Below are 19,350 nucleotides of genomic sequence, written 5' to 3'. Positions count from 1 at the left end.
CCATCGCGTTCGCGTGGGGCGAATGCTACGGAGTGATGTGATGTTGCAAGCCAGATTGCGGTGCCTGCCGCTGTTCCTGTCCGCCGGTTTTGCCTGTGCCGCGGATGTTCCCAGTTTCGATGCCGACCCGGTGATCGTCACCGCGACCCGCGTCGCCTCGCCGCGCTCGTCGCTGTCGAGCGACACCACGGTGATCAACGCCCGCGAGCTGCAGCAAGCCGGCAACAAGACGCTCGGCGAAGTGCTGTCGCGCGTGCCGGGCGTCGAATTCGCCCGCACCGGCGGCCTTGGCCAGCCGGCCAGCCTCTACCTGCGCGGCGCCAATGCCAACCAGACGCTGGTGCTGCTCGACGGCCAGCGCCTCGCGCCCGGTGCCGACGGCTCGAGCGCCTTCGACACGATCCCGGTGTCGATGATCGACCGGATCGAAATCGTCCGCGGTTCGGCGTCGGGCCTGTACGGCGCCGACGCGGTCGGCGGCGTGGTGCAGATCTTCACCAAGAGCGGCAAGGGTGCGCCTGCCGGCAGCGTCAGCGTCGACGCCGGCAGCGACCGGACCTTCGGCGGCAGCGCCAATGTCGGCGGTACCGTCGGCGACACGCGCTTCTCGGTGTCGGTCGATGCGCACAACAGCGACGGCTTCAACCTGACCAAGCCGAAGAGCATCTATTACGAAGCCGACCGCGACGCCTGGCGTCAGCGCAGCGCCAATGCCAACCTGAGCCATTTCTTCGGCGACAACGTCGAGGTCGGCGTGCGCGGCACCTATGTCGACACCCAGGCCGACTACGACGGCGGCGCCTACGACCAGGACCCGCTCAGCCACCGGACCCAGTCGGCCGGGGCAGCGTACGCCAACGTCAAGGTCAACGACTGGTGGCAGAGCAACTTCCTCGCCGGCGTCGGCCGTGACCGCTATGTGACCGACAGCAGCTATCCAAGCAATACCGCGACGACGCAGCAGCAGTTCCAGTGGACCAACATCCTCAAGAGCGGCGTCGGCCAGTGGCTGATCGGCGCCGAGTACCTGCGCGAATCGCTCGACAGCACCACCGAGTACGACCAGACCACGCGCTACAACAGCTCGGTGCAGGCCGGCTGGCAGAACGACTTCGGCCCGCACCACCTGCAGGGCAACGTGCGTTACGACGACAACAGCCAGTTCGGCGGCAAGACCACCGGCGGCGTCGGCTACGCATGGCGCTTCGTCGAGGGCTGGCAGCTGTTCGCCAACGCCGGCACCAGCTTCCACGTGCCGTCGTTCGTCGACCTGTACTACCCGTCGTGGCCGGGCTTTGCGCCGGCGTCGAACCCCAACCTCAAGCCCGAGGAAGGCCGTTCGGTCGACGGCGGCCTGCGCTGGCAGAGCGGCAACTGGCGCGCCGACGCGACGGCGTTCTACAACCGCATCGACAACCTGATCACGCTCGACGCCAACTACACGCCGCAGAACGTCAATGCCGCACGCATCCGCGGCCTGACGCTGAACGGCAACGGCGCGCTCGGCGCGTTCGAGCTTGGCGCCAACGTCACCTGGCAGGACCCGGAGAACGAGGACACCGGCAAGCAGCTGGCGCGGCGCGCCAAGGTCTACGGCGGTGCGACGGTTGCGCAGACGATCGGCGACTGGCGCTGGAACGCCAGCTGGCAGGCGGCCGGCAAGCGCTACGACGACCAGGCCAACACCAAGCCGCTGGCCGGTTACGGCAAGCTCGACCTCGGCCTCGAGTACCAGATCGCCAGGCAGTGGCGCGCCAGCGCGCAGCTGCTGAACGCGTTCGACCGCGATTACGAGCTGGCGCAGTACTACAGCACCGGCGGGCGGATGTGGTTCGTCAAACTGAGCTACAGCGGCCAGTAAGCGGGGCCGCGCGTCCGATCGCAGGGCCGGCGTCACGCCGGCCTTTTTTCATGCGCGCCGCCGTGCTCAATGGCCGGTGTCCTGCTGCCGTTGCGCGGCGGCCCGCGCCTCGTCGGCGGCGATCAGCAGGTCGTCGGCGGTGTCGGCCTCGCTTTCCAGTGCCGCGGCGCCGATCGCCACCGTCACCGGCACCACGCGGCCGTCCTTGAGCGTGACCGAGCTCGACGCGATCGCCGCCTCGAGCCGCGCCGCGGCGACCTGCGCATCGGCCAGCGTCGCGTCGGGCAGCAGGATGGCGAACTCCTTGTGCGAGAAGCGGCCGATCAGGTCGAAGTCGCGCACGCAGCCGAGGCAGGCGGCGGCAATGTGGCGCAGCAGCCGGTCGCCGGCGTCGTAGCCGTAGTGCTGGTTGAACCAGCGCAGCCGCTCGGGTTCGACCAGCAGCGCCGACAGCGGGTAACCGGCGCGCTGGCAGCGGTTGACCTCGCGCGCCGCGGCGTCGAGGAAGCGGGCGCGGTCGGGCAACTGGCTCAGCGTGTCGACCCCGCCGTTGGCCGGCGGCGCGTCGGGCGCGCTGCGTGCGCCGGCGCGCTGCCATGCGAGCAGCAGCATCAGTGCGACAAACCAGCCCAGCGCGGCGGTCCCCCAGGCGATGGCGATCCAGCTTTCGGTCATGGCGGTGCTCCCGCAGGCGTTTGGAACAAGTGTAGACCGGGTGCAGGCTTACGCCGCAGCCTCTACAATGCCGGCCATGTCGAAATTGCTGCTCGTGCGCCTGTCTTCGATGGGCGACATCATCCACACGCTGCCGGCGCTGACCGATCTGGCGCGCGCCCGGCCAGGCATCCGGCTGGACTGGGTCGTCGAGGAGGGGTTTGCCGCGCTGCCGCGGCTGCATCCGTCCGTCGACCGGGTGATCCCGTTCGCGCTGCGCCGCTGGCGCCGCATGCCGCTGGCGCCGGAGACGCGCGCCGAGGTTGCCGCATTGCGGCAGGCGCTCGCCGCACCGCAATACGGGCGCGTCGTCGACGCGCAGGGGCTGATCAAGAGCGCGATGGTCGCGCGGCAGGCCGGCGCGCCGGTCGCCGGCTACGACTGGGCCAGCGCGCGCGAGCCGCTCGCCTCGCTGGCCTATGCCGACGCGTATCCGGTGCCGCGGGCGTTGCACGCGGTCGAGCGCACCCGGCGGCTGTTTGCCGCCGCTTTCGATTACCGTATCGACACGCCGCCCGATTACGGGCTGGCCGTGCCGGCGCTCGCGCAGCCGTGGCGTCCGGACGGCGCGTATGCGGTGCTGCTGACGGCGACCAGCCGCGCCGACAAGGAATGGATGGAGGCGAACTGGATCGCGCTCGGGACCAGACTCGCCGCCGAGGGGCTGGCGTGCGTGCTGCCCTGGGGCAGCGATGCCGAGCGCGAACGCGCCGAGCGGCTGGCCGCGGCGATGCCGAATGCGCTCGTCGCGCCGAAGCTGGACCTGGGCAGTGCGGCCCGGCTGCTTGCCGATGCGCGCGTCGTCGTCGGCGTCGACACCGGGCTCGCGCATCTGGCCGCGGCGGTCGCGACGCCGGTCGTGGCGATCTTCTGCGCGTCGGACCCGGCGCTGACCGGCGTGCTCGCCGGCAGCTACGCGGTCAACCTCGGCCGGCGCGGTGCGGCGCCCGATGTCGACACCGTCTGGGCGGCGACCACGCAAGGGCTGGCGGCGCGATGAGCCGCTGGCTGTACTCGCTGCTGGTCTGGCTGGCGACACCGCTGATCCGCGCCTACCTGCGCCGGCGGGCGAAAAAACAGCCGGCCTACCTCGAACACTGGGGCGAGCGCTGGGCGCGCTACGGCGGTCCGGCGCCGCAGCCGTACGACTGCTGGCTGCACGCGGTCTCGGTCGGCGAAATGCGCGCCGCCGCGCCGCTGGTCCGGGCGCTGCACCGGCGCGGCGCACGGCTGCTGCTGACCTGCATGACGCCGACCGGCCGCGAGACGGCAACCGAACTCTACGGCGGCCTGGGCGACGGGACCGACATCGTCTACCTGCCCTACGACTCGCCGGCGGCGGTGCGGCGCTTTCTGGCGCGGTTTTCGCCGCGCTGCGGCCTGCTGCTCGAAACCGAACTGTGGCCGAACCTGATCCACGCCTGCGCGGACGCCGGCGTGCCGCTGCTGCTCGTCAACGCGCGGCTGTCGGCCAAATCGGCCGCCGGTTACGCGCGGGTGCGCCGGCTGGTCGCCCCGGCCCTGGCGCGACTGGCCGCGGTGCTGGCGCAGGGCGCCGACGATGCCGAACGGCTGGCGCTGCTCGGCGCCCGCCACGTCAAGGTCTGCGGCAACCTCAAGTACGACAGCACGCCCGACGCCGCGGTGGCCGAACGCGGCCGCGGCTGGCGGGCGCATCTCGGCCGCCGGCCGGTGCTGCTGGTCGCGTCGAGCCGCGACGGCGAAGAGGCGCTGCTGCTCGATCACATCGACGCGCTGCCGCCGGACACGCTGCTGATCATCGTGCCGCGGCACCCGCAGCGCTTCGACGACGTCGCCGCGCTGGTCGAGGCGTGCGGGCTGGGCCTTCTGCGCCGGCGCGACTGGCACGATGCGCCGGTGCCGGCGACGACCCGGGTGCTGCTCGGCGACAGCATGGGCGAGCTCGCCGCCTGGTATGCGTGCGCCGATGTCGCGCTGATCGGCGGCTCCATCCTGCCGTTCGGCAGCCAGAACCTGATCGAGGCATGCGCGCTCGGCTGCCCGGTGCTGCTCGGCCCGTCGACGTTCAACTTTGCCGATGCCGCGCGCGAGGCGATCGCGGCCGGCGCCGCGTGGCAGGGGCCGGATGCGCCGGCGCTGCTGCGCGAAGCGGCGCTGCTGCTCGGCGATGCGGCGCGGCGGCAACAGATGGGCGAGGCCGGGCGCGTGTTCTCGGCGACGCACCGCGGTGCGACAGGTAGAGTATTGGCGGAACTCGACCGCTGCCTGCCGCCCGGCCGGTAATCGGGTGTTGTCTGCATTGTGTTGGCGTCGGTGTTCAGCAAGGATGAAAGCTGGCCTTCGGTAAAAACGAATCTGGCTTTCCATAATCTGACCATTTCATGAGACCGGAGACGATGCAGTCGTTCTTTGCCCCGCTGAATCGTCGGGAATGGCGGACGGTGTCGCTGCTGGGTCTGGTGCTGTGCATCGGCGCGCTGGTGCTGCTCGCCTGGGAGAGCTGGGGCGATTATGCGCAGAGCCGGCGCGACACCGAGACCCGCGCCCACAGCGCCGCCGGCATCCTCGAGTCGCACTTCGGCGTCATGCTGCAGCAGAGCAAGGCCAGCATCGACAGCGTGGCCGAACGGCTGCTGTGGGAAGGACGGCATCGCGAGATCGGCGCGGCCGACTACCTCGAAGCGCTGCGCGCGTCGATCAGCGTCGATCCGCAGTCGAACGCGCTGTTCGTCATCATCGACGGCGACGTCTGGATGGTCGACAACCGCGCCCGGATGGAGGGCAGCCTGCCGCTGCAGGCACGCTTGCGCAGCACGCTCGCCGAATCGGCCGGCCACGCGTTCGCGGCGCCGATCCTGCGTCATGGCGAATGGCAGGTGCCGCTGGCCTACCGCTACACGCTGAACAAGAACCGCGAGATGATCGTCGGCGCGCTGGTGCCGTATACGCACCTGCAGCGCATCTTCGCGTGGATGAACAAGGGCAGCGGCGCGATCGGCATCCTGCGCAACGACGGCCTGCCGCTGATGTGCGCGCCGGACACCCGGCTGCACGGCAGCACGACGAAGCTGGCGCTGTCGGCGTCGGCCGTGGCCGAGGCCGCGCAGGATCTGTGCCTGCCGCCGGGGCAGCGCGGCCCGGACATCGTCTACGCGACCGCGGCGTCGGAACAGTTTCCGTTTTTCGTCTATTTCGGCATTCCCAAGCTCAGCTACGAGCGGCCGTGGGTCGAGCGCCTCGGCTGGCGGCTGGCGTCCTTCCTCGTCTACGGCCTGGTCATCGGCCTGTGCGTCGCCGCGCTGCGGCGGCTGGTCCGGCGGCTGATCGACGACAAGCGCTTCTACCGCGAACTGTTCGACACCGTGAACGACGGCCTGCTGATCGTCGAGAACGGCAGGATCAGCAGCGCCAATCCGGCGGCCTGCGCGCTGCTCGGCGTCCACGACGAGGCGCAGCTGGCCGGCCGATCGCCGGTGTCGCTGCTCGACCTCGACGTGACCGCCGACGAGCGCAAGGTGATCGAGGCCGAGATCAATGCGATGCGCAACGGCGGGCGGGGCCGCTTCGACGGCCGTCTGCGGCTGGCCAGCACCGGCGAGGTGTTCGACGCCGAGGTGCGCGGCGCCTCGCTGCCGCATGGCGCGGCACAGCTGCTGGCGATCCGCGACGTCTCCGAGGAGCGCCGGTATCTGGCGCAGCAGGAGTTCCTCGCCAGCCACGATACGCTGACCGAGCTGCCGAACCGCTATGCGCTGATGCGGCGCATCGACGCGCGCATCGCCTCGGCGCCGGCGGTGTCGCTGGCGGTGTGCGTGCTCGACCTGAACCGCTTCAAGGAAATCAACGACACGCTCGGCCACAGCGTCGGCGACCAGGTGCTGCAGGCGATGGGCGAGCGGCTGGCGCAGTGGGCGAAGGGGCGTGACGCCGACGTCGCCCGGCTCGGCGGCGACGAACTCGCGCTGCTGGTGCCCGGGATGGAACGCTGCCTCAATGTCGTCGCCGAACTGTGTGCCGGGTTGACGACCCGCGTCGGGCTGCCGCTTCCGGTGGCCGGGATGACGCTCGAGCTGTCGGCGAGCATCGGCGTGGCGTTCTACCCCGAGCACGGCAGTGAGGCGAACGAGCTGATGCGTTGCGCCGAGGTGGCGATGTACGACGCCAAGACCCGCCGGGTGCCGCACCGCGTCTACGACGCCGATCTCGACGACTACAGCCGCGAGCGGCTGGCGCTGTACAGCGAGCTTTCGCACGCGATCCGCGACGGCGGGCTGGCGCTGCACTACCAGCCCAAGCAGAGCCTGCACGACGGCAGCATCGTCGGGGTCGAGGCGCTGCTGCGCTGGCCGCATCCGCAGCGCGGGATGATCGCGCCGGGCGCCTTCGTGCCGCTGGCCGAGAACACCGAACTGATCCGGCCGCTGACCGCATGGGTGATCGACGCGGCATTGCGGCAGCTGGCCGAATGGCGCCGGCAGGATCTTCACCTGCGCTGCGCGATCAACCTGTCGGCGCGCAACCTGCTCGATCCGGGGCTGGTCGAGTCGATCGAGGCGGCGCTGCTGCGCCACGGCGTGCCGGCCGAGTCGCTCGAGTTCGAGGTGACCGAATCGGCGCTGATGGAAGATCCGCACGCGGCGCTCGAATGCCTGCTGCGCATCCACGCGCTCGGCGCACGGCTGGCGATCGACGACTACGGCACCGGCTACTCGTCGCTCGCCTACCTGAAGCGCCTGCCGGTGCAGACGCTGAAGATCGACCGGACCTTCGTCTCGCAGCTCGCGGTCAGCCAGCCCGACGCGATCATCGTCGGCTCGACGATCACGCTCGCGCACAACTTCGGCCTGACCGTCGTCGCCGAGGGGGTCGAGCAGGCGGCCGACCACGATGCGCTGGTCCGGCTCGGCTGCGACGTGATCCAGGGCTATCTGCTCGCCCGGCCGATGCCGGCCGACGCGCTGGCGAGCTGGATGCTCGAGCGCACCGGGCTGACACGCTGACGCGGTCTGGTTTTCAGGGTTATAAAACCCGGACCACATAGTCTTTTTGTGCATTAAGCGGCGCTGTTACGGTGCGTCCCTGCCTACAACGACAGGGATGACCCATGAACCCGTTCCAACTTCGCCGCTGGCGCCGGCTCGGCAGCGCCAGCCTGATCGCACTGAGCCTCGGCGCTTGCGGCGGTGGCGGCGACGATGCCGCCGTTACGCCGACCCCCGTCCCGACGCCCGCGCCGACGCCGGCCCCGCAGGCCGATGCCCGGCCGAACATCATCGTGATCCTCGCCGACGACCTCGGCTACTCGGACCTCGGCGCCTTCGGCGGCGAGATCAGCACGCCCAACCTCGACGCGCTGGCCGGCGAGGGGCGGCTGCTCACCGACTTCCACTCCGCCGCGACATGCTCGCCGACGCGCTCGATGCTGATGTCGGGCACGACGCATCATCTGGCCGGTCTGGGGACGATGGCCGAAGCGCTGGCACCCCACCAGCAGGGCAAGCCCGGCTACGAGGGCTATCTGAACGACAACTCGCTGTCGGTCGCATCCCTGCTCAAGGATGCCGGCTACCACACCTACATGGCCGGCAAGTGGCATCTGGGGCTGGACGAGGCCCACAGCGCCAGGGCGCGCGGCTTCGAATCGTCGTACACGCTGCTGCAGGGCGGCGGAAGCCACTTTGCCGCGGTGGCCGGCAAGGCGCAGACCTACGATGCGGTGACCTACCGCGAAAACGGCGCCCTCGTGCAGGTGCCGGATAACTTCTTCTCGACCAATTTCTACACCGACAAGCTGATCTCCTACATCGACCAGAACAAGGCCGATGGCAAACCGTTCTTCGCCTACGCCGCCTACACCGCGCCGCACTGGCCCTTGCAGGCGCCCGCCGACTTCATCGACCGTTACAAGGGCCGCTACGACGCCGGCTACGATGCGATCAGGCTGGCGCGGATTGCCAAGCAGAAGTCGCTGGGCATCATTCCGGCCGATTTCGAGGCCAATGCGCCGCTGCCGGCAACGGCCGCCAACCCGCTGTGGAGCCAGCTCAGCGCCGAGCAAAAGCAATCGGAAGCACGCAAGATGGAAGTGTATGCGGCCATGGTCGAGAATCTGGACTGGAACATCGGCCGGCTGATTGCCTACCTGAAACAGACCGGCAAATATGACAATACCTTCATCTTCTTCATGTCCGACAACGGGGCCGAAGGCAGCAACGGCATCTTCGCCAACAACGCCAGCACCGACAACAGTCTGGGCAACTACGGCAAGGTTCTGTCGAACATCCAGTACGGCAAACGCTGGGCCGAAGTCAGTGCCGCGCCGTTCCGCTTGTGGAAAGGCGTGAGTGCCGAAGGCGGCATATCCGTGCCGGCGATCGTGCGCCTGCCCAGCCAGACCGGTCCGCAGCGGGCATTCACGCGTGTCGGCACGGTGCGCGATATTGCGCCGACCTTGCTGGAGCTGGCACAGGTCAAGGATCCGGGCACGAGCTACCAGGGCAGAACGGTGAACCCGATCACCGGCCGTTCCTTGCTGCCGGCGCTGAAAAACCAGGTTGCGGACGTTCATCCCGCCGACGAGATCATTGCCGATGAACTGTTCGGCAGCGCCTACGTGCGCCGCGACAACTGGAAGCTGCTGTGGGTTGAAAAACCGCAGGGACCGGGTGCCTGGCAGCTTTACGATCTGGGACGGGACAGAGCGGAGATCCACGATCTTTCCGCCAGCCGGCCGGACATCGTCGGCGCGCTCAAGGACGGCTGGAAAGACTATGTGGGCAAGAACGGCGTGATCGTCGCGCCGACCAGCGGCCTGCGGGTGCAGTGATGCCGGCGAGCCTGCAGCGCTATCCGGGCAAGCTCGCGTTCGCCGTGCTGGCCATTGTCGCCGGCGCGGCCGGCGCCGCGGACTGCCGGCGCGCGAGCGGGCTGCCCGAGGGCTGGGGCCGCGATGCGCATGCCGGGATGGTGCGCATCGCCGGCGGCAGCTTCACGCCGGGCAGCACCGCCGGCTATGCCGACGAGCGTCCGGCCGGTGCGGTGCGCGTCAAGCCGTTCTGGATCGACCGGACCGAAGTCACCAACGCGCAGTTCGCCGCGTTTGCCAGGGCGACCGGCTACGTGACCGACGCCGAGCGCGCCGGCGCGGCGGCGGTGTTCAAGGTGCCGCCAGAGGCCGAGCTCAACGCCAGACCGTATGCATGGTGGGTCTACACCAAAGGTGCGGACTGGCGCCACCCGGAAGGGCCGGGCAGCACGATCGGCGGGCGCGAGAATCAGCCGGTGGTCCAGGTGACGCAGGCCGATGCCTTCGCCTACGCCCGCTGGCTGGGCCGGACGCTGCCGACCGAGGCGCAGTGGGAATACGCGGCCAGGGCCGGCCGCAGCGACGCCGCGCTCGACCGGGCGCCGCGCGACAAGGCCGGCAAGCCCGGGGCGAACTTCTGGCAGGGCGTGTTTCCCAGCCTCAATACCCGCGAGGACGGCCATCTCGGCCGCGCGCCGGTGGCCTGCTTTCCGGCCAACGGCTTCGGTCTCCACGACATGATCGGCAACGTCTGGGAATGGACGCGCGACGCGTACACCGGACCGCGCCAGCCGCACGGCAACGGCGATCCGTTCGCCAGCGTCGGCACCATGCCGCTGCAGCCCGGTACGCCGGCGCTGATCAAGGGCGGTTCCTTCCTGTGCGCGGCGAACTTCTGCGTCCGCTACCGTGCCGCGGCGCGGCACCCGCAGGAAGCCAACCTGCCGACCGCGCACGTCGGCTTTCGCACCGTCTCCGCCGACTGAGCTGTGCCATCATCGGGGCATGGATGCCCCGATGGTCACGCTCACCTTCATCGTTCCCGACCGGCCGCCGCTCGTCGTCGAAGCGCCGGCCGGCGGCCGGCTGATCGACACCGTCCGTGAACTCACGCGCGCCGGCGCGCTGCCGCTGGCGTGGCGCTGCGCGCAGGGCACCTGCGGCGCCTGCCTGGTCCGGCTCGGACACGCCGGCAGCGGCGGTTGCGTGACGCTGACCGGCATGGAGCGGAACGTGCTGGTCCGCCGCGGCGAGCTGCCCAAGGGGGCGCCGCACGAGCAGCCGGATACCGCCGGGACGCCGCGGCTGGCGTGCCATGTCAATGTCTTACACGACATGACTTTATATATCTAAACACGATAATTTGGAAAAACAATATTATTTCTGGCGATGAAACATCGCTGGCAGACTGGCTTCCGTTCACTCTTATTCCAAACAAACGGGAGCCGCTCATGTCTTATCGCCTGAAACTTACTGGTCTTGCCCTCGCCCTTGCCGTCAGCGCGCCGAGCTGGGCCGCGTCGGTCGAACTGCTCAACGTCTCCTACGATCCGACCCGCGAGCTCTACCAGGACTACAACAAGGCGTTCGCCAAGTACTGGAAGGCGAAGACCGGCGACGACGTGACGATCAAGCAGTCGCACGGCGGCTCTGGCAAGCAGGCGCGCTCGGTGCTCGACGGCCTCGACGCCGACGTGGTGACGCTGGCGCTGGCGTACGACATCGACGAACTCGGCACCAAGGGCAAGCTGCTCAAGCCGGACTGGCAGAAGAAGCTGCCGGACAACGCCAGCCCGTACACGTCGACCATCGTCTTCCTCGTCCGCAAGGGCAACCCCAAACAGATCAAGGACTGGGCCGATCTGGTCCGCAACGACGTCAAGGTGATCACGCCGAACCCGAAGACCTCGGGCGGCGCGCGCTGGAACTTCCTCGCCGCATGGGGCTGGGCGAAGAAGACCTACGGCTCGGACGAGAAGGCGCGCGACTACGTGCAGAAGCTGTTCCAGAACGTGCCGGTGCTCGATACCGGTGCCCGCGGCTCGACGCTGACCTTCACGCAGCGCGGTCAGGGCGACGTGCTGCTGGCGTGGGAGAACGAGGCGGTGCTCGCGGTCAAGGAACTCGGCCCGGACAAGTTCGACATCGTCGCGCCGAGCCTGTCGATCAAGGCCGAGCCGCCGGTCGCCGTCGTCGACAAGACCGTCGACAAGAAGGGCACCCGCAAGGTGGCCGAAGGCTACCTGCAGTACCTGTACAGCAAGGAAGGGCAGGAAATCGCCGCGCAGAACTACTACCGGCCGTTCGACAAGGACGTTGCCGCCAAGTACGCCAAGCAGTTTCCGAGCGTGAAGCTGTTCGACATCGACGACACCTTCGGCGGCTGGACCAAGACGCAGAAGGTCTATTTCGACGACGGCGGCGTGTTCGACCAGATCCAGGCCGCCATCGCCGCCAAGCGCTGAGCCTGTCCCATCAGGTGGCTGCGCCTGCGCATTTTGCCCCCGTCCGATGCTCGGCATCCTCATGGACCCCATGTCCATTGCGGTTCCTGCGCTTCGGGCGGTGCCAAACTGCTTTGGCTCGCTCACCTACTGGAACAGGCGTCAGGTAGTCCTGTTTGATCCGGGCTCCCCCGGCGCCCGTGCCTCACCCTGAACGGAGAACGATCATGAGCTTGCGTCTTGGCGATACCGCCCCCGATTTCACCCAGCAATCCACCGAAGGCGACATCCGCTTTCACGACTGGGCCGGCGACCAGTGGGTCGTGCTGTTCTCGCACCCGGCCGATTTCACCCCGGTGTGCACCACCGAGCTGGGCAAGACCGCCAGGCTCAGGGACGAATTCGCCCGCCGCAACGTCAAGGCGCTGGCGATCAGCGTCGATCCGCTCGAATCGCACCTGAAGTGGATCGCCGACATCAACGACACCCAGCAGACGACGGTGAACTTCCCCATCCTTGCCGACGCCGACCGCAAGGTGTCCGAGCTGTACGACCTGATCCACCCGAACGCGTCGACCACCGCGACGGTGCGCTCGGTGTTCGTCATCGACCCGGCGAAGAAGATACGCCTGACGCTGACCTACCCGGCCAGCACCGGCCGCAACTTCACCGAAATCCTCCGCGTGATCGACTCGCTGCAACTGACCGAATACCACAAGGTCGCGACCCCGGCCGACTGGCAGCAGGGCGACGACGTGGTGATCGTGCCCTCCTTGCAGGACGAGGCCGAGATCGCCCGGCGATTTCCGAAGGGCTATGTCGCCGTACGGCCGTATCTGCGGCTGACGCCGCAACCGGCGTGACGAACAAAACCCTGCTGGCGGCGTTGCACTCACTCGCCGTACTGAACGTACTGTCTTCGTTTCGTGCGCCTTGCCAGCACCGCTACGCTGGGTTTTGTCCGTCACACCCGCTTCCAGCTGTTTGAACCGTTTCTTGTCTCCTCTTCAGTGCCGGCTTTGCCGGCCTCTTTTTTCTGCAAAGTGATGCGATGAATTCTCCGCTCGAGTCCTGGTTCAAGCGTCTGCCCGTGCCGGCCAGCGTCCGCGAGGACTGGCCCGGCGCCAGCTTCGGCATCGAGGCGGCACGCGGTGTCGTCGTCCGGGCGCTCGGGCTGTCGCTCTCGAGCATGTTCCAGCCCATCCACGCGCCGGACGGCAGGGTGGTCGGCGAGGAGGCGCTGCTGCGCGCCGCGGTGCGCCACAAGCCGCTGCCGCCGCTGACGGCGTTCGAGCATGCCGAGGCGCAGGGCAAGCTGGTCGCCTTCGACCGGCTGTGCCGGACGCTGCACCTGCTCAACGACGCCAGCCACGCCGACCGCGCGGCGACGCTGTACCTGAACGTCCACCCGAAGCTGCTGACCGAGGTCAGCGACCGCCACGGCGCGGTGTTCCAGGACATCCTCGAAAGCCTGTCGTCGACGCCGTCGCGCATCGTGCTCGAGATCGGCGAGGACGAGATCGCCGAGGCCGACATCAACCGGGCCCGTGCCGCGCTGCAGAGCTACCGCTCGCGCGGCTACCGGATCGCCATCGACGATTTCGGCCGCCGCCACGCCAACCTCGACCGGCTGTGGCAGCTCGAGCCCGACGTGATCAAGCTCGACCGGCTGCTGATCTCCGAGGCCGAAACCTCGCCGCGGCTGCGCCGCGCCCTGCCCAAGCTCGTTGAACTGCTGCACGAACTCGGCGGCCAGGTCGTCGTCGAGGGCATCGAAACCGACACCCAGAAGCAGATCGCCATCGATGCCGGCGCCGACGCGCTACAGGGCTTTCTGCTCGCCGAACCCCGCTGGAGGGGCTGATATGGACCAGATTGCAGGCTGGCTGGCCGCCGGCAACAGCATCGTCGTCGTTCCCGGCTGGCGCGATTCGGGCCCGGCGCACTGGCAGAGCCGCTGGTGCAGGCAGTATCCGGCGATGGCCCGCGTCGTCCAGCACGACTGGGACGTCCCGAGCGCGCGCGACTGGGTCGACGGGCTCGAGACGACCGTCGCACGGGCGCCGGGGCAGGTGATCATCGTCGCGCACAGCCTCGGCTGCGTCACGCTCGGCCACTGGGCGGTGCTGTCGCGGCACGCGGCACGCGTCGCCAGTGCGCTGCTGGTCGCGCCGGCCGACGTCGCCCGCGAGGAGGCGCCGGCATCGTTCGCGACCTTCCTGCCGCTGCCGGCGGCGAAGCTGCCCTTCGTCAGCGCCGTCGTCGCCAGCGACAACGACCCGGTCTGCAGCGCGGCCCGGTCGATGACGCTGGCGCGCGACTGGGGCAGCCGCTGCGTGCTGCTGTCGGGCCTCGGCCACATCAACGCCGACTCCGGCCTCGACGACTGGCCGCTGGGGCTCAAGCTGCTGGGCCAGCTGATCCCGGCTGCCGTGCCGCAGCGGCTGGCGGCGTGATGCTGCTTACCCGAGGCCGGCCCAGGCCGCTTTCAGCGTCATGACCGCCTCGGTGATCTGTGCTTCGGGAATGCCGGCAAAGCCGAGAATCAGCCCGTAGCGCCCCGGTGCGCCGGCAGCGCTGTCCGGCAGCCACAGCGTGCTGAGCGCCGCAATCTCGATGCCGGCGGCGTGTGCGGCGCCGATCAGTGCCTGCTCGCGCGCCAGGCTGGGCAGCCGGATCGTCACATGCAGGCCGGAGGCGACTTCGGGCATGGTGCCGATATGCGCCAGATGCGTCTGCCAGGCCGCGCGCAGCGCATCGCGGCGGGCGCGGCCGGCACGGCGCATCCGGCGGATATGCTGCTGGAAATACCCCCCGAGATGAAGCCGGCCATGACGGCCTGGTCGTTCATCGGCGGCTGCCTTGCCGACATCGTGCGCAGCAGCGTCAGGTGCTCGACCAGTTGCGGCGGTACGACCATGTAGCCCAGACGCAGCCCCGGATACATGACCTTGGAAAACGACCCCACATAGATGACGCGGTTGCCGCGGTCGAGTGCGGCCAGCGGCGTGAGCGGCGTGCCGCTGTAGCGGTATTCGCCGTCGTAATCGTCCTCGATGATCCATGCATGCCGCGATTCGGCCCAGCGCAGCAGCGCCAGCCGCCGCGCCGGCGACAGCGTTGCGCCGGTCGGATACTGGCACGAGGGGCTCACATAGGCCATGCGCGCGCCGGGCACGCCGGCCAGCCGGGCGGTGTCCAGCCCCTCGGCGTCGACGCCGATGCCGTGCATCCGGACTCCGAGGTAGGCAAACGCGCCGGCGGCGGCCCAGTAGCAGGGATTCTCGATCACGACCTCGTCGCCGCTGCGCAACAGCAGCGCCACGCAGAGGATGATGGCCTGCTGCGCGCCGAGCGTGACCAGCACCTGTGACGGATCGCACTGCAGGCCGCGGGCCTGGTGCAGGTAGCGCGCGATCAGTTCGCGCAGTTCCGGGTCGCCGGCCGGATCGCCGTAGCCCATCCGTGCGACCGGGCGTTGGCGCCAGAAGCGCGCCTGCAGCCGCGACCACTGCCCGAACGGGAACAGGTCGATCGCCGGCACGCCGATCCGGAATGCGCGCGGCGGTCCGTCGTGTACCAGATGCTGGTCGAACTGCTGCACGACGGGCTGGCGCAGACCAATGTGGACCTGCGGGGTCGTGACGGCCTCCGGTTCGTCCCGTCCGGGCGGGTGCCGGTCGAGTGTGGCGATGTAGGTGCCGTCGCCGGTGTGCGTTTCGACGAAGCCTTCGGCAAAAAGACGCTCGTAAACATTCACGACGGTATTGCGCGAAACGCCGAGCAGCGCGGCCAGTTCGCGCGAAGCGGGGAGCTTGCAGCCGCTGCTCCCGGGGGTGTCGATGATCAGTGAACGCAAGGCGGCGTATAGCTGTCTGGCGCGCGGCTGCCCCGGCTCGAGGACGATGCCGGTCAGCTCGAACGGTAATGACGGTTTCAAATTGGCACCATGATTTCTGCTCGTATTGGCTCTTATTCAAGTCCAATACTGGGCATAGGATGCAAGCCATGCAAGCCTGGCCCGCAACAGGGGCCGGGCGTTGAACATGCAAAGGAGACCATCATGTCAGCAGGCCAGACCGTCATCTATGGCGCCAGCAAGATCATCACCATGTGCCCGTCGCAACCCGAGGCCAGCCACGTCGCGGTCAGGGACGGCCGCATTCTCGGCGTCGGCACGCTCGAAGAGCTGCAGGGCTGGGGCGAGCACACCGTCGACAACCGTTTTGCCGGCAAGGTCATCATGCCGGGGCTGATCGAGGCGCATTCGCACGCGACCGGCGGCGGCATGTGGCAGTTTCCCTATGTCGGCTACTACGACCGCCCCGACTACACCGGCAAGGTCTGGCAGGGCTGCCGATCGTTCGACGAGGTTGTCGCGGTGCTGCAGGAGATCGACCGCAATATGGAAGACCCGGACGCGCCGCTGATCGCCTGGGGCGTCGACCCGATCTATTTCGGCAGCGAAAAGCTCGGCCGCGAGCACCTCGACCGCGTGTCGACGACGCGCCCGGTGGCGGTGATCCACATGAGCATCCACCTGATGGGCGCCAACACCGCAGCGCTGAACGATTGCGGCATCTTCGACGACAGCACGGTCGAGGGCGTGGTCAAGAACGACGACGGTACGCTGCACGGCGAACTGGTCGAGTTCGCCGCGATGGGGCCGATCCTCGACAAGTACGGATTCTGGGACGAACTGACCACCGAAACGGCGATCCGCAACTTCGGCCAGGAAGCGTTCCGTGCCGGCTGCACCACCGCCGCCGACATGGGGCTGACCGATTTCAGTAACCCGGAGCTGACCGCCAACTACATCCGCACTACCGGCGAGGACGGTTTCCCGATCCGGCTGATCGTCGCCTACGGCCCGCCCTTCGTGAAGAAGCCCTTTGTCGAAGCGGTCGAATTCGCGCCCGAAGTGATGAAGCACGGCCACGACAAGATGCTGTTCGGCCCGATGAAGATCTTCCTCGACGGTTCGATCCAGGGCGGTTCGGGGCGCATGCTGTCGCCGGGCTATTACCAGACCGGTCACAACGGCGCATGGAACGCCACGCCGGCGCAGGTCGACGAGCAGGTGTTCGAGATCATGAAGCGCGGCTACCAGGTGCACTGCCACTGCAACGGCGACGAGGCCTCCGAGGCCTTCATCAGCGCGGTCGGGAAGACGCTGAACCGGATTCCGGCCGTCGACCACCGCGCCACCATGCAGCACGGCCAGATGCTGCGCGAGGACCAGTTCAAGCGGATGAAGACGCTGGGCATGTGCGTCAACCTGTTCAGCAACCACATCTACTACTGGGGCGACCAGCACTACGCCAAGACCATGGGGCCGGAGCGCGCCAACCGCATGGACGCCTGCGGCAGTGCGCTGCGCCATGGCGTGCCGTTCGCCTTCCACAGCGACTGCGGCATCACGCCGATCAATCCGCTGTTCACCGGCTGGTGCGCGGTCAACCGCGTCACCGCGACGGGCCGGGTGCTCGGCGAGCGCGAGCGGATTTCGGTGCAGGACGCGCTGTACACGATGACGGTCGGCGCCGCGTACTCGATGAAGCTCGATCACCTGATCGGCAGCATCGAATGCGGCAAGTTCGCCGACTTCACCGTGCTTGAAGAAGACCCGCTGGCCGCGGACCCGATGCACCTCAAGGACATCAGGGTCTGGGGAACGGTGCTGGGCGGGCGGGTCCAGCCGATCGCCGGCTGAGCGTCCAGCCGCCGCGCCACACCCGCCGGGGCTGGCGTGGCGGCGTTACCGATAGAGAGGTTTCATCATGGCTACGACAATGACGAGCGCGCCGATGGCGCGCGACACCGCGCCGCCCGGCGCGGCGGTATCCGGGCTGGCCAAGTGGCTGCCCCTGCTGGTGCTGTGCCTGGCCCAGCTTTCCACATCCGGCGACAACGCCACGCTGAGCATTGCGACCGGCGCGCTGGTCAAGGACCTGAATGCGTCGATGGATCTGGTCAGCATCGCCAACGCGATGTACTCGCTCGCGGCCGGTTCGCTGATGGTCGCCGCCGGCATGATCGGCCTGATCATCGGCTGGAAAAAAACCTTCCGCATCGGCTGTGCGCTGCTGTTCTGTGCCGAGCTGACGGCGTTCTTCTCGCCGAACATGGAGGTGTTCACCTACGGTGCGCGGCTGCTGTCGGGGATCGGCGGCAGCTTCATGATTCCGTCGGTGCTCGGGCTGGTCGCCAGCAACTACAAGGGCCGTGACCAGGCGGTGGCCTTCGGTGCCATCGGCGCCGCCAGCGGCGTGTCGTTCGCCGCGGGCCCGATCATCTGCGGCCTGCTGGTCGACCATCTGGGCTGGCGCTACGCCTTTGGCGCGATCGCCTGCCTGGCCGTGGTGATCTTCGCCGGCTCGTTCATCGTCCCGACCCCGGCCAGGCCGGAGCGCAAGGTCGCCTTCGACCTGCCGGGCGTGCTGCTGACGGTGATCGGCCTGTTCAGCCTGATCCTCGGTTTCCTCAAGGTGTCGAGCTGGGGGCTGTTCACGCCGTTCAACGCACCGTTCACGATCGCGGGCCTGAGCCCGGCACCCTTCCTCGTGCTGTTCGGCCTGGTCGTGCTGGCGCTGATGCTCAAGTGGGAACGTCACCGCGAAGCGGCCGTCGGCAGTGCGCTGATCCCGCTGTCCTTCCTCGCCACGCCGCAGGTGCGCAACGGCCTGTACCTGACCGCCTTCATCTTCCTCGCCTACGGTTCGGGCATTTTCGTCACGGTCAGCTTCGTCCAGGTCGTCGCCGGCCTGAGCGCGATCCAGACCGGCCTGATGATCCTGCCGTTCGCGCTCGGCGTCGTCGTCTGCTCGCTGGGACTGCCGGTGGTCTGGAAGAACGCCAACCCGCAACGGATGTGCCGCAGCGCACTGGTCATTGGTACCGTCGGCTCGGTCGCCTGCATTTTCGGCTTCGGACCGTCGAGCTATACCGCCATCGTGCCGTTCGGCATGTGCCTGATCGGCGTCAGCATGGGCATCGTGTCGGCATACTCGAGCTACATCGTCACCAGCGCGCTGCCGCCGCGCGATGCGCAGCAGTCGGGCGGCGTGCAGGCCACTTCGCGCAACGTCGGCCAGGCCATCGGCGTCGCCGTCTGCGGCATGGTGATGCTGACGGCGATCACCATGAGCGTACAGAGCGCGGCCCGCGACGATGCCCATCTGAGTACCGATACCCGGGCCAGGGTCGCCAACATCACCGTGATCCCGTATCTGAGCGACGCGAAGTTCGCCAGCCTGATGCTCGACCACGGGATTGCCCGCCGTGACGTGCCGGAACTGACCGATGTGTACAAAACCGCCAGGCTGAACGCGACCCGTGCGGGTATGGTGGCAACGGCGGTGATGACCGTGCTGTTCCTGTTCGGCACCCGCAACCTGCCGTCGAAGCCCAAGGCCGAACCGGGCCAGCCGGCGGTGGACGAGTGGCGCAAGGCGAATCATGCTTCCGCGTAAATCAGACCCGGCAGGGCGGGCCGGACCGCCGCCCCGGCCGGACCCGGCCTGAGACGCCACGCACGCGCCCGT

16 protein-coding genes are annotated in these 19,350 nt (G+C 68.4%); 13 read left to right on the top strand and 3 right to left on the bottom strand.

All coding sequences use genetic code 11. The features are described 5' to 3' along the window. Positions 1 to 40: 40 nt before the first annotated feature. On the top strand, positions 41 to 1,861 hold the full coding sequence (locus tag BJP62_RS10135; protein WP_070529510.1) for a TonB-dependent receptor domain-containing protein: 1,821 nt from the start codon (positions 41 to 43) through the stop codon (positions 1,859 to 1,861). A gap of 66 nt (positions 1,862 to 1,927) precedes the next feature. On the opposite strand, the gene BJP62_RS10130 is transcribed toward BJP62_RS10135, so the two are convergent. Beyond that, positions 1,928 to 2,536 carry a GGDEF domain-containing protein gene (locus BJP62_RS10130; RefSeq protein WP_070529508.1) on the bottom strand — a complete coding sequence of 203 codons (609 nt, stop codon included), beginning with the start codon at positions 2,534 to 2,536 and terminating at the stop codon, positions 1,928 to 1,930. 76 nt (positions 2,537 to 2,612) lie between these two features. On the opposite strand from BJP62_RS10130, the gene waaC reads away from it, so the two are divergent. From waaC to BJP62_RS10080, 10 genes are all read left to right on the top strand, one after another. Continuing rightward, a complete protein-coding gene (waaC, locus tag BJP62_RS10125; RefSeq protein ID WP_070532590.1) occupies positions 2,613 to 3,575 on the top strand; it encodes a lipopolysaccharide heptosyltransferase I in 963 nt (320 codons plus the stop codon). Then, positions 3,572 to 4,840 carry a lipid IV(A) 3-deoxy-D-manno-octulosonic acid transferase gene (gene waaA / locus BJP62_RS10120; RefSeq protein WP_070529506.1) on the top strand — a complete coding sequence of 423 codons (1,269 nt, stop codon included), beginning with the start codon at positions 3,572 to 3,574 and terminating at the stop codon, positions 4,838 to 4,840. The genes waaC and waaA overlap by 4 nt, the downstream gene beginning before the upstream one ends. 98 nt (positions 4,841 to 4,938) lie before the next feature. Then, positions 4,939 to 7,557, top strand: coding sequence for a bifunctional diguanylate cyclase/phosphodiesterase (locus BJP62_RS10115; protein ID WP_083300834.1), 2,619 nt, complete (start codon positions 4,939 to 4,941; stop codon positions 7,555 to 7,557). Positions 7,558 to 7,661: 104 nt separating this feature from the next. After that, the gene (locus BJP62_RS10110; RefSeq protein ID WP_070529502.1) at positions 7,662 to 9,383 is read left to right on the top strand and encodes an arylsulfatase; all 1,722 of its coding nucleotides are present in this window, start codon (positions 7,662 to 7,664) and stop codon (positions 9,381 to 9,383) included. Continuing rightward, a complete protein-coding gene (locus BJP62_RS10105) occupies positions 9,383 to 10,348 on the top strand; it encodes a formylglycine-generating enzyme family protein (RefSeq protein ID WP_070529500.1) in 966 nt (321 codons plus the stop codon). Before BJP62_RS10110 ends, BJP62_RS10105 begins: the two co-directional genes overlap by 1 nt. A gap of 19 nt (positions 10,349 to 10,367) precedes the next feature. Then, complete coding sequence (locus BJP62_RS10100) at positions 10,368 to 10,715, top strand: 2Fe-2S iron-sulfur cluster-binding protein (protein ID WP_236943592.1); 348 nt, start codon at positions 10,368 to 10,370, stop codon at positions 10,713 to 10,715. 98 nt (positions 10,716 to 10,813) lie between these two features. Continuing rightward, positions 10,814 to 11,827 carry a sulfate ABC transporter substrate-binding protein gene (locus tag BJP62_RS10095; RefSeq protein ID WP_070529497.1) on the top strand — a complete coding sequence of 338 codons (1,014 nt, stop codon included), beginning with the start codon at positions 10,814 to 10,816 and terminating at the stop codon, positions 11,825 to 11,827. 206 nt (positions 11,828 to 12,033) lie between these two features. Continuing rightward, positions 12,034 to 12,669, top strand: coding sequence for a peroxiredoxin (locus BJP62_RS10090; protein WP_070529496.1), 636 nt, complete (start codon positions 12,034 to 12,036; stop codon positions 12,667 to 12,669). Positions 12,670 to 12,857: 188 nt separating this feature from the next. Next, the gene (locus BJP62_RS10085; protein ID WP_070529494.1) at positions 12,858 to 13,670 is read left to right on the top strand and encodes an EAL domain-containing protein; all 813 of its coding nucleotides are present in this window, start codon (positions 12,858 to 12,860) and stop codon (positions 13,668 to 13,670) included. Between the two features lies 1 nt (position 13,671). Beyond that, positions 13,672 to 14,262 (top strand): alpha/beta hydrolase, encoded by a 591-nt coding sequence (locus BJP62_RS10080; protein WP_070529492.1) that lies wholly within the window; start codon positions 13,672 to 13,674, stop codon positions 14,260 to 14,262. A 6-nt stretch (positions 14,263 to 14,268) separates the two neighbouring features. Here BJP62_RS10080 and BJP62_RS18850 read toward each other — a convergent pair whose 3' ends face one another. Then, positions 14,269 to 14,517 (bottom strand): hypothetical protein, encoded by a 249-nt coding sequence (locus BJP62_RS18850; RefSeq protein ID WP_205700887.1) that lies wholly within the window; start codon positions 14,515 to 14,517, stop codon positions 14,269 to 14,271. Further along, complete coding sequence (locus tag BJP62_RS10075; RefSeq protein ID WP_205700886.1) at positions 14,487 to 15,746, bottom strand: PLP-dependent aminotransferase family protein; 1,260 nt, start codon at positions 15,744 to 15,746, stop codon at positions 14,487 to 14,489. Before BJP62_RS10075 ends, BJP62_RS18850 begins: the two co-directional genes overlap by 31 nt. 123 nt (positions 15,747 to 15,869) lie before the next feature. On the opposite strand from BJP62_RS10075, the gene BJP62_RS10070 reads away from it, so the two are divergent. Together BJP62_RS10070 and BJP62_RS10065 are read left to right on the top strand one after the other, a co-directional pair. Beyond that, a complete protein-coding gene (locus tag BJP62_RS10070; RefSeq protein ID WP_070529491.1) occupies positions 15,870 to 17,519 on the top strand; it encodes an amidohydrolase in 1,650 nt (549 codons plus the stop codon). A gap of 67 nt (positions 17,520 to 17,586) precedes the next feature. Then, complete coding sequence (locus BJP62_RS10065; protein WP_070529489.1) at positions 17,587 to 19,278, top strand: MFS transporter; 1,692 nt, start codon at positions 17,587 to 17,589, stop codon at positions 19,276 to 19,278. Positions 19,279 to 19,350 lie beyond the last annotated feature (72 nt).

This window comes from Jeongeupia sp. USM3, from assembly GCF_001808185.1.
Classification (GTDB): domain Bacteria; phylum Pseudomonadota; class Gammaproteobacteria; order Burkholderiales; family Chitinibacteraceae; genus Jeongeupia.
Note: the sequence above shows the minus strand (reverse complement) of the source record. Positions and strands in the feature narration are given on the sequence as shown.

What these genes read in the sequence shown, in the direction of transcription:
- BJP62_RS10135 (WP_070529510.1), top strand. Translation starts at nt 41, where the DNA reads ATGTTGCAAGCCAGATTGCGGTGCCTGCCGCTGTTCCTGTCCGCCGGT.
- BJP62_RS10130 (WP_070529508.1), bottom strand. Translation starts at nt 2,536, where the DNA reads ATGACCGAAAGCTGGATCGCCATCGCCTGGGGGACCGCCGCGCTGGGC.
- waaC (WP_070532590.1), top strand. Translation starts at nt 2,613, where the DNA reads ATGTCGAAATTGCTGCTCGTGCGCCTGTCTTCGATGGGCGACATCATC.
- waaA (WP_070529506.1), top strand. Translation starts at nt 3,572, where the DNA reads ATGAGCCGCTGGCTGTACTCGCTGCTGGTCTGGCTGGCGACACCGCTG.
- BJP62_RS10115 (WP_083300834.1), top strand. Translation starts at nt 4,939, where the DNA reads ATGAGACCGGAGACGATGCAGTCGTTCTTTGCCCCGCTGAATCGTCGG.
- BJP62_RS10110 (WP_070529502.1), top strand. Translation starts at nt 7,662, where the DNA reads ATGAACCCGTTCCAACTTCGCCGCTGGCGCCGGCTCGGCAGCGCCAGC.
- BJP62_RS10105 (WP_070529500.1), top strand. Translation starts at nt 9,383, where the DNA reads ATGCCGGCGAGCCTGCAGCGCTATCCGGGCAAGCTCGCGTTCGCCGTG.
- BJP62_RS10100 (WP_236943592.1), top strand. Translation starts at nt 10,368, where the DNA reads ATGGATGCCCCGATGGTCACGCTCACCTTCATCGTTCCCGACCGGCCG.
- BJP62_RS10095 (WP_070529497.1), top strand. Translation starts at nt 10,814, where the DNA reads ATGTCTTATCGCCTGAAACTTACTGGTCTTGCCCTCGCCCTTGCCGTC.
- BJP62_RS10090 (WP_070529496.1), top strand. Translation starts at nt 12,034, where the DNA reads ATGAGCTTGCGTCTTGGCGATACCGCCCCCGATTTCACCCAGCAATCC.
- BJP62_RS10085 (WP_070529494.1), top strand. Translation starts at nt 12,858, where the DNA reads ATGAATTCTCCGCTCGAGTCCTGGTTCAAGCGTCTGCCCGTGCCGGCC.
- BJP62_RS10080 (WP_070529492.1), top strand. Translation starts at nt 13,672, where the DNA reads ATGGACCAGATTGCAGGCTGGCTGGCCGCCGGCAACAGCATCGTCGTC.
- BJP62_RS18850 (WP_205700887.1), bottom strand. Translation starts at nt 14,517, where the DNA reads ATGCCCGAAGTCGCCTCCGGCCTGCATGTGACGATCCGGCTGCCCAGC.
- BJP62_RS10070 (WP_070529491.1), top strand. Translation starts at nt 15,870, where the DNA reads ATGTCAGCAGGCCAGACCGTCATCTATGGCGCCAGCAAGATCATCACC.
- BJP62_RS10065 (WP_070529489.1), top strand. Translation starts at nt 17,587, where the DNA reads ATGGCTACGACAATGACGAGCGCGCCGATGGCGCGCGACACCGCGCCG.